Origin of the sequence: Aminobacter ciceronei, assembly GCF_014138625.1 — a bacterium.
Classification (GTDB): Bacteria; Pseudomonadota; Alphaproteobacteria; order Rhizobiales; family Rhizobiaceae; genus Aminobacter; species Aminobacter ciceronei.
The window spans coordinates 1-14,790 of record NZ_JACJHY010000051.1 but is presented as its reverse complement, the minus strand read 5'-3'; the positions used below and the strand labels follow the sequence as shown (position 1 = coordinate 14,790).

Annotated in this window: 13 protein-coding genes and 1 pseudogene; 9 read left to right on the top strand and 5 right to left on the bottom strand. The window is 64.9% G+C overall.

Translation table 11 applies throughout. The features are described from left to right. Positions 1-20: 20 nt before the first annotated feature. Entirely contained in the window at positions 21-509 is a 489-nt protein-coding gene (locus HNQ95_RS30905) for a MarR family winged helix-turn-helix transcriptional regulator (RefSeq protein ID WP_067955430.1), read from the bottom strand. A gap of 88 nt (positions 510-597) precedes the next feature. On the opposite strand from HNQ95_RS30905, the gene HNQ95_RS30900 reads away from it, so the two are divergent. After that, positions 598-1,479, top strand: a complete 882-nt coding sequence (locus HNQ95_RS30900) for an EamA family transporter (protein ID WP_083948717.1) — start codon at positions 598-600, stop codon at positions 1,477-1,479. Positions 1,480-1,743: 264 nt separating this feature from the next. On the opposite strand, the gene HNQ95_RS30895 is transcribed toward HNQ95_RS30900, so the two are convergent. Further along, a complete protein-coding gene (locus HNQ95_RS30895; protein ID WP_067955433.1) occupies positions 1,744-2,676 on the bottom strand; it encodes a LysR family transcriptional regulator in 933 nt (310 codons plus the stop codon). 119 nt (positions 2,677-2,795) lie between these two features. Here HNQ95_RS30895 and HNQ95_RS30890 point away from each other — a divergent pair, with 119 nt between their 5' ends. From HNQ95_RS30890 to HNQ95_RS30875, 4 genes are read left to right on the top strand one after another with little or no spacing between them, the layout of a single operon-like run. Next, positions 2,796-3,794 carry a dipeptidase gene (locus HNQ95_RS30890; RefSeq protein WP_067955435.1) on the top strand — a complete coding sequence of 333 codons (999 nt, stop codon included), beginning with the start codon at positions 2,796-2,798 and terminating at the stop codon, positions 3,792-3,794. Positions 3,795-3,824: 30 nt separating this feature from the next. After that, positions 3,825-4,787 (top strand): ABC transporter substrate-binding protein, encoded by a 963-nt coding sequence (locus tag HNQ95_RS30885; protein ID WP_246341065.1) that lies wholly within the window; start codon positions 3,825-3,827, stop codon positions 4,785-4,787. Further along, entirely contained in the window at positions 4,772-5,584 is an 813-nt protein-coding gene (locus HNQ95_RS30880) for an ABC transporter ATP-binding protein (protein WP_430732234.1), read from the top strand. The genes HNQ95_RS30885 and HNQ95_RS30880 overlap by 16 nt, the downstream gene beginning before the upstream one ends. Positions 5,585-5,587: 3 nt before the next feature. Next, a complete protein-coding gene (locus HNQ95_RS30875; protein WP_067955439.1) occupies positions 5,588-6,490 on the top strand; it encodes an ABC transporter permease in 903 nt (300 codons plus the stop codon). Positions 6,491-6,517: 27 nt separating this feature from the next. On the opposite strand, the pseudogene HNQ95_RS30870 reads toward HNQ95_RS30875, so the two are convergent. Beyond that, positions 6,518-7,011: pseudogene (locus HNQ95_RS30870) on the bottom strand (ABC transporter permease subunit); the annotation flags it as partial. A 173-nt stretch (positions 7,012-7,184) separates the two neighbouring features. Continuing rightward, the gene (locus tag HNQ95_RS30865) at positions 7,185-7,430 is read right to left on the bottom strand and encodes a DUF982 domain-containing protein (protein WP_067955441.1); all 246 of its coding nucleotides are present in this window, start codon (positions 7,428-7,430) and stop codon (positions 7,185-7,187) included. 178 nt (positions 7,431-7,608) lie between these two features. Here HNQ95_RS30865 and HNQ95_RS30860 point away from each other — a divergent pair, with 178 nt between their 5' ends. Genes HNQ95_RS30860 through HNQ95_RS30850 form a run of 3 tightly spaced genes read left to right on the top strand, consistent with a single transcriptional unit; the run spans position 7,609 to position 12,884 of the window. Next, positions 7,609-8,733 (top strand): efflux RND transporter periplasmic adaptor subunit, encoded by a 1,125-nt coding sequence (locus tag HNQ95_RS30860; protein WP_154385853.1) that lies wholly within the window; start codon positions 7,609-7,611, stop codon positions 8,731-8,733. After that, positions 8,730-9,797 (top strand): efflux RND transporter periplasmic adaptor subunit, encoded by a 1,068-nt coding sequence (locus HNQ95_RS30855; RefSeq protein ID WP_154385852.1) that lies wholly within the window; start codon positions 8,730-8,732, stop codon positions 9,795-9,797. The genes HNQ95_RS30860 and HNQ95_RS30855 overlap by 4 nt, the downstream gene beginning before the upstream one ends. Then, entirely contained in the window at positions 9,798-12,884 is a 3,087-nt protein-coding gene (locus tag HNQ95_RS30850; protein ID WP_067955444.1) for an efflux RND transporter permease subunit, read from the top strand. Positions 12,885-12,905: 21 nt separating this feature from the next. Here the strand turns inward: HNQ95_RS30850 and pcaD are convergent, their stop codons facing one another. Further along, positions 12,906-13,703 carry a 3-oxoadipate enol-lactonase gene (gene pcaD, locus HNQ95_RS30845; RefSeq protein ID WP_067955445.1) on the bottom strand — a complete coding sequence of 266 codons (798 nt, stop codon included), beginning with the start codon at positions 13,701-13,703 and terminating at the stop codon, positions 12,906-12,908. A gap of 166 nt (positions 13,704-13,869) precedes the next feature. Between pcaD and HNQ95_RS30840 the strand changes: the two genes are divergently transcribed. Then, a complete protein-coding gene (locus HNQ95_RS30840) occupies positions 13,870-14,622 on the top strand; it encodes an SDR family NAD(P)-dependent oxidoreductase (protein ID WP_067955447.1) in 753 nt (250 codons plus the stop codon). Positions 14,623-14,790 lie beyond the last annotated feature (168 nt).

The following is a 14,790-nucleotide window of genomic DNA, read 5'->3' as shown; positions in this document are numbered from 1 at the left end:
CCAGCTGGCCGTAGCCAAAGTCACACGCTCTCGAATCCGACCAAAAACTTGCTGAGGAGCGCGTCGAGCGCCACCCGCTCCTCCTTGGTCAGCATCGAAACGATGCGCGTCTGCGTCGCGACATGGTCGGTGACGGCGGCGTCGATGGTGGCGAAGCCCTTGTCGGTCAGGGAGACGATGAAACTGCGGCGGTCGTCGGGGTTGAGCCGACGCTCGACGAGGCCTGCCTTTTCCAGCTGGTCGACGCGGTTGGTCATGGTGCCCGAGGTGATCATCATCGTCGCCGAGAGATCGCCAGGTGACAGCGCATAAGGCGGCCCCGAACGACGCAGCGTCGCCAGCACGTCGAAGCTGGCGAAGTTCAGCCCATGCGCTGCAAAGGTCTTCTCCATCTCGCGGCCGAGATGCTGCGACACCCTGTTGGCGCGGCCGATAAGCCCCATCGGCGCGACGTCGAGGTCGGGCCGTTCGCGGTTCCACTGGGCAAGAATGTCGTCAACCTGATCCATGGCCCACCATTCCGATTATTTCTCTTGACGTCAAGAGAATATGGATTATCTTGAGATCAAGATACTCGATGTAAAGAGAGATGCAGCCATGACGACGCGCAACACCGACCTGCTGCTGACTGCAATCGCCCCCGCGATCTGGGGCAGCACCTATATCGTGACGACTGAGTTCCTGCCCGCCGGCTACCCGCTGACGGTTGCCATGCTGAGGGCGCTTCCAGCCGGCCTGCTGCTACTGCTGCTCGTCCGGCAGTTCCCGCAGGGCATCTGGTGGGCCCGCGTGCTGGTGCTCGGCGCGCTCAACTTCTCGGTCTTCTGGTGGCTGCTGTTCGTTGCCGCTTACCGGCTGCCGGGCGGCGTCGCGGCAACCGTCGGCGCGATCCAGCCGCTGATCGTCATCCTGCTCGCACGCGCCTTGCTCGGCTCGCCGATCCGCCCGCTGTCGATCGTGGCTGCCCTTGCCGGCATGGCCGGCGTGGCGCTGCTGATCCTGACGCCGCACGCGGCACTCGACCCCATCGGCATCGCTGCCGGCCTCGCCGGTGCCGTGTCGATGGCCGCCGGCACGGTGCTCAGCCGGCGCTGGCAGCCGCCAGTCACACCGCTGACCTTCACTGCATGGCAACTGACGGCTGGCGGTCTGCTGCTCCTCCCGGTGGCGCTGCTGCAGGAGCCGTCGCTGCCGTCGCTGACGATGCCCAACCTGCTCGGCCTCGCCTGGCTTGGCCTGATCGGCGCGGCACTGACCTACATCCTGTGGTTCCGTGGCATCGCCAGGCTGGAACCATCAGTCGTCTCACCGCTCGGCTTTCTCAGCCCGATGACCGCCGTGATCCTCGGCTGGTCGGTGCTCGGCCAGTCGCTCAGCGCAGCGCAGATCCTCGGCATGGTCGTGGTGCTCGGCAGCGTCTGGCTCAGCCAGCGCGCCCAGCAGGCAAAGCCGGCTCCAGCCAGGCTCGCCACTGCCTGAACAAATGCGCCGCCTTCAGGCGGCGTCTCCCTCGAGACAGTCAGCAACCTTTTCACTTCCGGCGGCGGCCGGCAGAAGGAGATCCCCACGTCCAAGATCCTGGTGCTGCCGCGTTCCCTAGCTGATGGACGAAGCAACGATGCTGCTCAAGGCGGGCATCCGGCACCCCTGGCCATACCAAGCGAACTTGCCGACTATGACGCCATCGTCTTCGGCACGCAGACGGCTTGTTGCGACGCCGCCGACACTGCCGGCGATCGCCGACTAGGCTGGCAGTGGCTGCGCCGTCCTCAGCGGACGCGGCTTGAGATGGCCCAAAAGCGCATCGAGGAAGACCCGCGTCTTGCGCGGCATCAGTTGCCTGCTCGGAAAGACGGCGCGCACCATGGCCGGGGCAAGACTCCATGCCGGCAGGATGCGGACGAGTTCGCCGCTTGCCAGGTAAGGCCGCGCGAAAAGATCGGGCATCGCCGTAATGCCGGCGCCGGAACGCGCCATGCGGAACAGCAGCTCGTAAGAATTCGCGCAGACCCGCCGCCCCGACATGTCGGCGGCAACCGACTGGGCATCCTTGTTCAGCACCCAGTTGACCGGAACGCCATCGGCGAGCAGCACCAGCACGTCATGATGTGCGAGGGCCTCGGGCGCATCGGGCTGGCCGGCGCGATCCCTGTACTGCGGCGAGGCATAAAGACCGATGCCGAGGTCGACCAGATGCCGGGTGGTCAACCTCAGGTCCTGCGCTTCGCCACCGATCCGTATGGCGAGATCGAAACCGTCGGCAATGACGTCGACATAACGAGGCGACAGATCCAGTTCGAGCTGGATTTCGCCATATGCCTTGCTGAATTCAGCCAGCATCGGTGCGAGCGAGATTGCGGCAAGGTCGCCGGGGACGGAGACACGCAGCCGCCCCGACGGGGTCACCTGCCGGTGTTCGGCGACGGCCATGACGGCATCCACCTCGTGGATGATCTGTTCGGCGGGAATGAGAATGCGCTGGCCCATCTCGGTCAGGAAATTGCGCCGCGTGCTGCGCTGGAGCAGGCGCTCGCCCAACTGCGCTTCGAGGACGGTGATGCGCCGCGACACCGTCGACTTCGGCAGACCAAGCCGTTCGGCCGCGGCGCTGAAGCTGCCCGTTTCCGCAACGCGCGCAAAGATCATCAGGTCGAACGGATCGGGCGTTGTCGGCATGACGGAGCCTTGATTGGTTCAAGTATGAAACAATCAAACCCATTCCGGGCAATAGCGCAACGACGAGATTGCCGATTAGCTGACCGCTTGGATTTCATTGCTCAGCGGGTGCAGACGACGTGACTGTTTCAGCCAACAACCTCATCGCCAAGGCTGTCGTCTGGGAAAGTGCCGTGGGCTGGACTCCCGAATGTCTCGATGAAGGACCCGACATGCTGGTCCGCTATCGCGACGCGGGGTTCTCCTTCCTCTCGCTCACAATCGGCGCCGACTGGGACCGACCGGAGCCGACGTTCCGGCATCTCTCCCAACAAAGGCGCTGGTTCGAGCAACGCGCTCACGATTACCAGCTCATCGAAACCGTGGCCGACATCCGCGCGGCCAAGCAGTCAGGCAAGATGGCGATCGGCCTGCATCTGCAAGGGGCCGGCCCGGCCGCGCACGAGCCAGCGATGATCGACAGCTGGTACCGGCTTGGAATCCGCTGGATGATCGTCGCCTACAACACCCGCAACCCGCTTGGCGACGGCTGCCATGAGCCCTCGGATGCCGGGCTTTCCATGCTGGGCCGTGCCTTCGTGACCGAGGCCAACCGCGTCGGCATGATGCTCGACGCAAGCCATGCCGGCATCAACACGTCGCTCGACATCATCGAGCTATCGGAAAAGCCGGTGGTGTTCTCGCATTCGAGCGTACGTGCGCTGAAGAACCACGAGCGCAACATCGACGACGTCCAGATCAAGGCGCTCGCCCGCCGAGGCGGCGTGGTCGGCATCAACTCCATCGGCGCCTTCCTGACCGACGACAACCGTTCCGACGTTCCGGCGCTGATGCGCCATATCGATTACGTCGCCCAGCTCGTCGGGCCCGAATATGTCGGCCTCGGCCTCGACACCGTTTTCTACCAGCCCTTCATGACCAAGCTCTACGACTCCGGTCCGATGATGGCGTTGCGCGGCTATCCGCGCCCGCCGTGGGCCGATGTCAAACCCGAAGTCCTGCCCGAACTGGTCGAAGCGCTGGAACGCCATGGTTATTCGGAGACGGCCATACTTGGCGTGCTGGGCGAGAATTTCCTGCGGGTCGCCGAACAGAACTGGCGCCCCTCCATCGTGTAATCCCAACCTTAGGAGCGTGTCGTGAAATTGATGAAGTGGCTGCTCGCTGCAGCCTTGCTCACCGCCGCGAATGGCGCAGCCCTGGCTGACCCGAAACTGGTCGAGATCGCCAGCTTCGGCGAGCACCCGGCGCTCAACCAGGTCGCCGAAGGCTTCAAGGCCCGGATGAGCGAATTGGGCTACGTCGAAGGCAAGGACGTCACCTACGGCTTCCAGCACGCCAATTTCGACCGCAGCCTCGTTCCCCAGATCCTGCAGCAGGTGGAAGCCAAGCATCCGGCGCTGATCCTCGCCATCACCACCGGCCTCAACCAGGCGGCGGTGCGCGGCATTACCGACAAGTCGATCCCGGTCGTGTTCGGCGCGGTCGTCGACCCGGTCGTGGCGGGCATCGTGCCGGATTGGCAGCACGGCTCGGGCTGGAGCACCGGCGCGTCGATGCTGCCCGACTTCGATGCTTCCTTCGACTACCTCAAGAAGGTGTTGCCCGAGGTCAAGAAGGTCGGGACCCTGTTCAATCCGGGCGAAGACAACGACACCTCCAATATGGAGCTGATCCACAAGGCGGCCGCAAAGGCCGGGATCGAAATCGTCGGCGTGCCGGTCGACAACCCCAACGACCTGCCCCAGCGTGTCCAGACCTTCGCCGGACAGGTGGACGCCATCTTCCTCATCCAGTCCAATGTGGTGCAGACCTCGGTACCGGTCGTTGCCCAGGTGGCGCAGAGGATCAAGCTGCCGCTGTTCAACTCGGTCTACGCCCCTGACCTCAAGGATCAGCTCGCCGGTTTCCACGCCATCTCCTATCGCAAGAATGGCGAGCATGCCGCCGACATCGCCGACCGGATCCTCAAGGGCGAGAAGCCGGCCGACATCGCGCCCTATGTTCCCAAGGGCGAAGACTTCGACGCTTATGTCAGCCCCAAGGGTCTCGCAGCCGTCGGCCTGACGGTTCCGGAAGCACTCAAGGACAGTCCATGGCTGCTCAAGTGACAGCGGTGAGCATGCCCCTGCTTGTCTGCGCGGACTTGCGCAAAACCTTCAACGCCGGCCTTGCCGGAGCGCGACCGGCGTTGAACGGGGTGGACCTTGCGCTCAATCGCAGCGACTTCGTCGTGATCATCGGTTCCAACGGCGCCGGCAAATCGACGCTGCTCAACACCATCGCCGGCGCAATCGAGCCGGATGGCGGCTCGATTGCCCTGGACGGCCGGGACATCACCCGCCTTGCAGCACATCGCCGGGCCGGCATGATCGCGCGGGTCTTCCAGGACCCGATGATTGGCACTGCAGCGGCCATGACCATCGAGGAGAACCTGGCGCTCGCCGAACAGCGCGGGCAGCGCAGAGGCTTCGCGCGCCATCTCGACGGCGCCAAGCGTGACCGCTATCGGGCGCTGCTCGCCGGCCTGGCGCTCGGCATGGAAGACCGGTTGTCGACGCCGGTGGCCCAGCTCTCCGGCGGGCAACGCCAGGCCTTGTCCCTGATCATGGCATCGTTGTCGCGCCCCTCGCTGCTGTTGCTCGACGAGCATACGGCAGCATTGGATCCGCGCACCGCCGAGCTGATCATGGCGACGACCTTGCGGATCGTCGCCGAGCAGTCGCTGACCACGCTGATGGTCACTCACAACATGCGCCAGGCGATCGAGACCGGTAACCGGCTCGTCATGATGGACGCCGGCCGCATCCGCGACGACATCGGCGGCACCGAGAAGGCAAGACTCACACCTGCCGATCTCGTCGAGAAGTTCAGAATCGAAAACGATCGCATGCTGCTCGGAACCTGACCAATGGACGTGATCCACGCCTATCTCAATCTCGTGCCGGTGACGCTCTCGCAAAGCCTCATCTATTCGTTCCTGGTGCTCGGCATCATGATCCCGTTCCGTTTGCTGAGCTTTCCTGATCTGACCAGCGAAGGTGCGTTTCCGCTTGGCGGCTGCGTCTGCGCCACACTTTTGCTGGCCGGATATCCGCCGCTCTTGGCAACCGTTGTCGCGATGCTCGCTGGTGTCGGAGCCGGCGCGGCGACCGCGCTGGTGCATCTGCGCTTTCGCATCAATTCGCTGCTGGCCGGCATCCTGGTCTTCACGGCACTCTACAGCGCGAACATGCGCGTTCTCGGCCGCTCGAACATCGCCTTGTTCAACACCGACAACATCTTTACCCAGATCAACCCGGCCATCCTGACCGACGTTCGGCTGCAAGTCGCCACATTCGCCGTGCTGATCGTCGTGGCCCTGGCCGCATTGCGCTGGTACCTGGCCACGCAGGCAGGAGCGGCGTTGCGCGTCATCGGCATCAATCCGGAGCTGGCGCCATCGCTCGGCATCAGCATCTGGACATACACGATCGTCGGCCTGGGTGTCGCCTCTGGCCTGACCGCGCTTGGCGGCGCGCTCATCGTGCAGTTGCAGGGCTATGCCGACGTTGGCATGGGCACCGGCATCCTGATCAACGGTCTCGCCTCGCTGGTCATCGGCGAAACGATCACCGGACGGCAGACCGTCACCCGGCAATTGCTGGCGCCTGTCGTCGGTGCAATGGTCTATTATCAGCTCGTGTCGCTGGCATTGTCGATCGGGCTGCAGCCAAGCGACCTCAAGGTCGTGACAGCCGGCTTCGTGCTGGTGACGCTGGGGCTACCCATGCTGCGCGGACGCAGCGCCATGCGCGAAACCATGCGGGCATAAGTGCCGGGCCGCAGCCTCGGCCGACCGCTACTCGCGGCCGGCCCAGGGCACAAGCCTCGTTCGACAAAACGCAGGCCGAATTCGAACATGAAGGTGACCGCGGCGATGACAAGAATACCCATCACGACGACGTCGGTGACGAGGAACTGAGTCGCCGACTGGATCATGAAACCGAGGCCGCGCGTCGCAGCCACCAGTTCTGCGGCGACCAAAGTGGTCCAGCCGGCGCCCAGCGCGATGCGCAGGCCGGTGAGGATCGACGGCAGCGCGCTGGGCAAGACGACGAAACGGAAGACCTGCCGGCGCGTGGCGCCAAGCGGGCGCGCGGCGTTGAGGCGATCCTGCTGCACACCGCGCACGCCGGAGGCCGTCGACAGCGCGATCGGCGCCACCATGGCAATTGCGATGACCAACACCTTGGCCTGTTCGCCGATGCCGAGCCAGATGATCACTGGCGGCAGATAGGCGAGCGGCGGGATCGGTCGCAGAAATTCCAGTACGGGATCGAAGATGCCGCGGCCGGGGTTGAATGACGATGCCCATTCAGAATGTTAATTCTATAACTTCTGTAGAGTTAATTTATTCCGGCAAACCGTGCGTGACTGAGATGTCCTGCCCATTTTCGCCGGCAATAGAGTCTTGCGCCGTTCGCCGCCCGGCGAACGGCCACCCCTCCGCCCGATGGCCGACAAGCTCAGATCCTGATGCCGATTTCGTCGGCAGCGGCGATAAAGGCCCGTTTGGCAGCCTCGCGCGTGCGGGTGCCGGCAAGGGCTGCGGATACGGTTTCGACCGCCTCGCGGTAGAGCGGACCGCTGCGCTTGGCATGCGGCCAGTCGACGAGCGCTTCGTAGGCGCCCTTGACGGTCGTCACCTCGCGCTGGGTGCTTTCCGTCCCGATGCGGATCTGTACAGGGCTGTCGAAGAGCATACGATCCATGGCGATCCTCCGAGTTGATTGCGTCCAACAACGCTCCGGAATAGCTCGGGTTCCGTGGCAACGTGTGCTGTGCGCCACGCACTCGCCCTGTCGCATCACGATACCGGCAGGTTTGCTGGGCGTTGCCCGATTGCCAGTTGCATCGTAGCTTGTTGACGAAGCGATTTGGGGGGGGCAGATGCGATCCACGAACCCGATCACCGCAGGCATGCCGGGCAAGATATCGGCATGCGCGCCACCCAGACGACACCTCACCGCCCTCGCGCTTTGCCTTCTGTTGCCGCTTCCGGCCTGCCAGAAACAGGAAACGGCGGAACGGCAGCCGATCGTGGTGCGCTCCGTCGAGGTCAAACTGACCGACTATGCACCATCGACATCGCTGACCGGCGTCATTGCCGCGCGGACGCTGAACAACCTGTCATTCCAGGTCGGCGGCCGGGTCGCCGAGCGCAGTGTCGACATCGGCCAGCGCGTGACCAAGGGCCAGGTGCTGGCGAAGCTCGACCCGCAGGAGCAGCAGTCGGACGTGCGGGCGGCGCAGGCCAGCCTCTATGCCGCGCAGGCGCAGCTCAAGCAGGCCGCCGCCGCATTCGAACGGCAGAAGACGCTGCTTGCCCAGGGCTTCACGACGCGGCGCGATTACGACCAGGCAGACCAGGCGCAACGCGTCGCCCAAAGCGGTGTGGAATCGGCACAGAGCCAGATGAGCAATGCCGAAGACCGGCTGACCTATACCGAACTGAAGGCCAGCGCCGACGGCGTGGTGACGGCACGGACGATCGAGGTTGGCCAGGTCGTGCAGGCGGCACAGACGGTGTTCACCGTTGCCGAGGACGGAGACCGCGACGCCGTGTTCAATGTCGACGAGGCGCTGGTGGCGCGCAACCCGGTGGCACCCGACGTGATGATCGCGCTGATTTCTGACCCGCGCATCAAAGCCCCGGGACAGGTGCGCGAGGTGTCGCCGGCGGTCGATCCGGCATCGGGCTCGATCCGGGTCAAGGTGATGGTGCCAAACACGCCCACCGAGATGCCGCTGGGTGCCGCGATAACAGGCACAATCGTGTCGAAGCCCCAGCCGGCCATCGTGCTGCCATGGCAGGCGCTGATGTCGGATGCGGGAAGGCCGGCGGCCTGGACCATCGACCCCGCGACCAAGGCTGTGGCGCTGGCGGCGATCGAAGTGCAGTCCTTTGCCTCGGGTGTCGTCGTCGTGGCCAATGGACTGGAGATCGGACAATCGGTTGTCGCCCAGGGCGGACAATTGCTCAGTCCCGGCCAGGTGGTGGAGGTGGCGCCATGATCTCCAGGACAAGCTTGCTTGCTTTCGTGCCGTTGCTCGCGCTTGCGGCCTGCAGCGAGGAAAAAGCGCCCCCTCCCGAAGTCATCCGCCCGGTGCTGTCGACTGTCGTCGAGCCGCACGGCCCGACCGCGCAGGGCTTTGCCGGAACGATACAGCCTGAATTCTCCGCCGACCTCGCCTTCCGCCTGCTCGGGCGGCTTGTGACGCGCGATGTCGGCGTCGGTGACATGGTGACCAAGGGCGAGACGCTTGCCGCGATCGACCCGCTGGCGCTGGAGCTCGCATCGCAGGCAGCGCGCGCCGACCTGACGACGGCGGAGGCGCAGTTCGCCAATGCCGCCGCCAGCGAGGAACGGCAGCGCAGCCTGCTGGCCGAATCCAACACCTCGCAGGCAGTCTATGATTCCGCGAAACAGGCGCTGGATTCCGCTGCGGCCAATGTCGAGCGCACGCGCGCGGCACTGGCCAAGTCGGAGGAGCAACTCGGTTATGCCCGACTGTTTTCCGACTTCGATGGCATCGTCACCGCGGTCGGCGCCGAGGTCGGCCAGACAGTCTCTCCGGGACAGATGGTGGTGACGGTGGCACGCTCGGATGCGCGCGAGGCCGTCGTCGACGTTCCCGACCAGATGGCGATCAGCCTGCGCGACGGCGACGAGTTCGAGGTGGCGTTGCAGATGCTGCCGTCGCTGCGGGCCAAGGCACATGTCCGCGAAATCGCGCCGCAGGCCGATGCTGCGACGCGAACGCGGCGGGTGCGGCTGGCGTTGAGCGCTCCGCCGACGGCCTTTCGGCTCGGCTCGACGGTGACGGCGACACAGCCGTCGAAGGCAGACGCTGCGATCGACCTGCCGCTGACGGCCTTGCTGGAAAAGGACGGCAAGAGCTTCGTCTGGGTCGTCGACCCCAATGCTTCGACCGTCAGCCTGCAGCCTGTCGAGGTCAAGGCAAAGGACGGTGCGAGCTTTACCGCCGGCGGCATCGGCGCCGGCACGCGCGTGGTGACTGCCGGCGTGCGCAGCCTCGCCGAGGGCCAGAAGGTCAGAATTCCAGAGGGGGCGTAGGTGAAGGGTTTCAATCTTTCCGACTGGGCGCTGAACCACCGCTCCCTGGTCTGGTACTTCATGCTGATCTTCACCGTGGCGGGCGTCTTCGCCTATCTCAATCTCGGCCGCGAGGAAGACCCGAGCTTCACCATCAAGACGATGCTGATCCAGGCCAACTGGCCGGGAGCCTCGGTCGACGAAACGACGCGGCAGGTGACCGACAGGATCGAAAAGAAGCTCGAGGAACTGGAGAGCCTCGATTTCAGCCGCAGCGTGACGACCGCCGGCCAGACGATCATCTTCGTCAATCTCAAGCCGACCACCAAGGCGCGCGACGTGGCCCCGACCTGGGTGCAGGTCCGCAACATGGTCAACGACCTCCGGCCCAATTTCCCGCAAGGGGTGCAAGGACCGTTCTTCAACGACCGCTTCGGCGACGTGTTCGGCAACATCTATGCCTTCACCTCGGACGGGCTGTCGATGCGCCAGCTGCGCGACTATGTCGAGATGGTGCGCACGCGCATCCTGACCATTCCCAATGCCGGCAAGGTCGAGCTCATCGGCGCGCAGGACGAGGTCATCTATCTCGAATTCTCGACGCGCCAGATCGCGGCTCTGGGCCTCAACCAGCAGGCCGTCGTCGCCAGCCTGCAGGCGCAGAACGCGGTGTCGCCGTCGGGTGTCATCCAGGCCGGACCGGAGCGCATCGCGGTGCGCGTCGGCGGCCAGTTTACCTCGGAGGAAAGCCTCAGGGCGATCAACCTCAGGGTCAATGATCGCTTCTTCCGGCTGAGCGACGTCGCCACCATCAGCCGCGGCTACGTCGATCCGCCGACGGCCCTGTTCCGCGTCAATGGCGAACCGGCGATCGGTCTCGCCATCGGCATGAAGCCGAACGCCAACCTGCTTGAGTTCGGCGACGCGTTGAAGGCGCTGATGGGGCAGGTCACCGGTGAGTTGCCGGTCGGCGTCGGCGTGCACCAGGTCGCCGACCAGCCGGTCATCGTCGAGCATGCCGTGTCGGGCTTCACCCGCGCGCTGTTCGAGGCGGTGGCCATCGTGCTCGCCGTGTCCTTCATCAGCCTGGGCATGCGTGCCGGCTTCGTGGTGGCGCTGTCGATCCCGCTGGTGCTGGCCATCACCTTCCTGGTCATGGCCTATATGGGCATCTCGCTGCAGCGCATTTCGCTCGGAGCGCTGATCATCGCGCTCGGCCTGCTCGTCGACGACGCGATGATTGCCGTCGAGATGATGGTGGCCCGGCTGGAGGTCGGCGACTCGCTCCGCAAAGCCGCGACCTATGTCTACACGTCAACTGCGTTTCCGATGCTGACCGGCACGCTGGTGACGGTCGCAGGCTTCATCCCCATCGGCCTCAACAGCAGCCAGGCCGGCGAATACACCTACACGCTGTTCGTCGTCATCGCCGTTTCGCTGCTGCTGTCTTGGATCGTGGCGGTGCTGTTTGCGCCCCTGCTCGGCGTCACGCTCTTGCCGGCGACGATGAAAAAACACGACGAGCGGCCGGGCCGCTTTGCGGCGGGCTTCTCGCGCCTGTTGCGGCTTGCCGTGCGCCGCCACTGGCTGACCATCATCGCCACCGTCGTCGCCTTCGTGCTGTCGGTGGTGGGGCTGACTTTCGTGCAGCAACAGTTCTTCCCGCCGTCGGACCGGCCCGAACTGATCGTCGACTGGAACCTGCCGCAGAACAGCTCGATTGCCGAGACACGTGCCCAGATCGAGCGCTTCGAGGAGATCGCGCTGAAGGGCAATGCCGACATCGACCACTGGAGCTCCTATATCGGACAGGGCGCGGTGCGCTTCGTGCTGGCCTATGACGTGCAGCCGGCCAATCCCTATTTCGGCCAGACGGTGATCGTAACCAAGGACCTCGAAGCACGGCACCGGGTGCAGCCGGCGATCGAAAAGATCCTGCGCGAGCAGTTCGTCGGAACCGACACCTACGTCAAGACGCTGGAGCTCGGCCCGCCTGTGGGCCGGCCGGTGCAGTATCGCATCAGCGGCCCGGAGGTGCAGACGGTGCGGGCGCTGTCACAGCAGCTGGCGGGCGTCATTTCGGCCAATCCCAAGCTGCAGGCGCCAAGCTTCGACTGGAACGAGCCGGAGCGCGTGCTGAAGGTCGAGGTGCTACAGGACAAGGCACGGCAGCTCGGCATCACCTCCGAGGACATCGCCAGCGCCATGAACAGCGTTGTCGGCGGCGTGGCAATCACCCAGGTGCGCGACGCCACATATCTGATCAATGTCGTGGTGCGGGCGCAGGATGCCGAACGCGGCTCGATCGAAACGCTGCGCAACCTGCAGATACCCACCGGAGGCGGCGAATCCATCCCGCTCGCGACGGTGGCCGACTTCCGCTACGAGATCGAGCAGCCGACGGTCTGGCGCCGCAGCCGCCTGCCCACCATCACCGTCAAGGCGGGCATGGTCGGCAGCGCCCTGCCCGACACCGTCGTCGCCGAACTCAAGCCAGCGATCGACGACTTCGCGGCCAAGTTGCCCGACGGCTACACTGTCGTAACCGGCGGTTCGGTCGAGGAAAGCGCCAACAGCCAAGGGCCGATCATCGCCGTGGTGCCGCTTATGCTGTTCATCATGGCAACCGTGCTGATGCTGCAGCTGCAAAGCTTCCAGCGGCTGTTCCTGGTGGTGGCTGTCGCGCCGCTCGGCTTGATCGGCGTGGTCGCGGCACTCGTGCCGACGGGCCAGCCGCTCGGCTTCGTCGCCATCCTCGGCGTGCTGGCGCTGGTCGGCATCCTGATCCGCAATTCGGTGATCCTGATCGTCCAGATCGAGGAGCTGATCGCCACGGGTACCGACCGGTGGCATGCGGTGATCGAGGCCTCCGAGCACCGCATGCGGCCGATTGCGTTGACGGCGGCGGCAGCATCGCTGGCGCTGATCCCGATCGCCCGCGAGGTGTTCTGGGCGCCCATGGCCTATGCGATGATGGGCGGCATTCTGGCCGGCACGGCAATTACCCTGCTGTTTTTGCCGGCACTCTATGTCGCCTGGTTCAGGCTCAAGGAGCCGGACGAGGCCGGCAGCGCCACGACCGAAGCGATGGAACCACCGGCGGCGTAGGCGCCACCGGTGGCAGCCAGCCTATTGCGGCGGCAGTTGGGCGACGAAGTTCTTGATGAGAGCGGTCAGTTCTTCCGGCTTCTCGACGCAAGGGATGTGGCCGGCGCCGTCGATGATCTTGAAGCGAGAGCCGGGGATGAGATCGGCCAGCGCGCGCACCAGCGCCGGCGGCGTCGAGCCGTCATGATCGCCGACGACGCAGAGCGTCGGCACAGCAATCGCCTTGGCCGCCTCGGTGTAGTCGGCATCGCGCAGGGCAGCACAGGTGCCGGCATAGCCGACGACAGGCTGGCGCGTCAGCATGTTGCGGTATCCGGTGAGGTCGGCTTTGCGCTGCGCGTGGAAGTCGGGCGTGAACCAGCGCTGCAGAATGTCGCCCGTGATCGCCGCGATGCCATCCTTTTCGACGGCGGCGATGCGGCTGTTCCACAGCTCTGCCGTGCCGATCTTGTGGGCGGTGTCGCAGAGCACGAGCGCCCGCACCAGGTCGGGCCGCCTGGCGTAAAGGCCTTGCGCGATCATGCCGCCGACCGACAGCCCGCAGATGATGGCGTCCTTGACGTTGAGATGATCGAGCAGCCCTTCGAGGTCGCCGATGTGATCGTCCATCCGATATGGCGACGTACCGACATCGGAGAGGCCGTGGCCGCGCTTGTCGTAGGTGACGATCGGGAAGTCGCCGGCAAAGCGGATGATGACGTCACGCCAGATGCGGAAGTCGGTGCCGAGCGAATTGACGAAGACGAAGACCGGCTTGTTGGCAGGCCCGCCGATCAGCTGGTGATGCAGCGTGATGCCGCCGATTTCAGTAAATTGCACGGACAGTCTCCTCGTCGCGAGGTCATGGACATGGGGCCTAGAAGTCGCCCGTCAGGCCGGCGCGGTCAAGCCGCGAGGCCTCTGCCGAGCGCGGCCGAGAGCCGCGCCCCCTCGCAATGGCAAGGTGCATCCGCTACATAAGCTGTAAGCTTAAAATGAGGATGTGATGGCCGAGAAGACCGAAGGGCGAAAGACGATCGTTTTGACCGGAGCCAGCCGCGGCATCGGCCATGCGACGGTGAAGCGCTTTTCGCGCGAGGGCTGGCGCGTCATCACCTGTTCGCGCCAGGCATTTTCAGACGATTGCCCGTGGCCGGCCGGTCCGGACGATCACATCAAGGTCGACCTCGCCGACCAGGGTGATGTCGGCAGCGCCGTTTCCGAAATCCGCCAGCGGCTGGAGAAGGAAGGCGGACTGCTGCATGCGCTCGTCAACAACGCCGGCATCTCGCCCAAGCACAAGGGCGGCGGTCGGATGAACTCGATCGACACGCCGATGCACGTCTGGCGCGACGTGTTCCAGGTCAATTTCCTGGCGCCGATCATGCTGGCGCGCGGCCTGTTCAAGGAACTGGCGGCGGCCAAGGGCTCGGTGGTCAACGTGACCTCAATCGCCGGCACCCGCGTCCATCCCTTTGCCGGCACGGCCTATGCCACGTCCAAGGCAGCACTTGGCGCGCTGACCCGCGAGATGGCCGCCGACTTCGGCCCGCACGGCATCCGTGTCAACGCCATTGCGCCCGGCGAGATCGACACTGCCATCCTGTCGCCGGGGACCGACAAGATCGTCGAGACGATCCCGATGCGCCGGCTCGGCCTGACGTCGGAAGTCGCCGACATCATCTATTTCCTGTGCTCGGGCCAGGCCTCCTATGTCACGGGCTCTGAAATCCATATCAACGGCGGTCAGCACGTTTGAGAGCTTTTGCCTGCTCTCCGTGTGCGGGAGAATACCTGCCGCGCGCCCAAACAAAAAAAGCCCGCCGGATGGCGGGCTCAGACTGCTGACAAACCCCTGGCGAGAGTTGGGGGTTTGTGATTCAGTGGGTGATGTTGAAGCGAGCCGGCCCTGAACAAACCGCACTTG

What these genes read in the sequence shown, in the direction of transcription:
- HNQ95_RS30865 (WP_067955441.1), bottom strand. Translation starts at nt 7,430, where the DNA reads ATGGATCGTATGCTCTTCGACAGCCCTGTACAGATCCGCATCGGGACG.
- HNQ95_RS30860 (WP_154385853.1), top strand. Translation starts at nt 7,609, where the DNA reads ATGCGATCCACGAACCCGATCACCGCAGGCATGCCGGGCAAGATATCG.
- HNQ95_RS30905 (WP_067955430.1), bottom strand. Translation starts at nt 509, where the DNA reads ATGGATCAGGTTGACGACATTCTTGCCCAGTGGAACCGCGAACGGCCC.
- HNQ95_RS30885 (WP_246341065.1), top strand. Translation starts at nt 3,825, where the DNA reads ATGAAGTGGCTGCTCGCTGCAGCCTTGCTCACCGCCGCGAATGGCGCA.
- HNQ95_RS30900 (WP_083948717.1), top strand. Translation starts at nt 598, where the DNA reads ATGACGACGCGCAACACCGACCTGCTGCTGACTGCAATCGCCCCCGCG.
- HNQ95_RS30875 (WP_067955439.1), top strand. Translation starts at nt 5,588, where the DNA reads ATGGACGTGATCCACGCCTATCTCAATCTCGTGCCGGTGACGCTCTCG.
- HNQ95_RS30855 (WP_154385852.1), top strand. Translation starts at nt 8,730, where the DNA reads ATGATCTCCAGGACAAGCTTGCTTGCTTTCGTGCCGTTGCTCGCGCTT.
- HNQ95_RS30840 (WP_067955447.1), top strand. Translation starts at nt 13,870, where the DNA reads ATGGCCGAGAAGACCGAAGGGCGAAAGACGATCGTTTTGACCGGAGCC.
- HNQ95_RS30880 (WP_430732234.1), top strand. Translation starts at nt 4,772, where the DNA reads ATGGCTGCTCAAGTGACAGCGGTGAGCATGCCCCTGCTTGTCTGCGCG.
- HNQ95_RS30895 (WP_067955433.1), bottom strand. Translation starts at nt 2,676, where the DNA reads ATGCCGACAACGCCCGATCCGTTCGACCTGATGATCTTTGCGCGCGTT.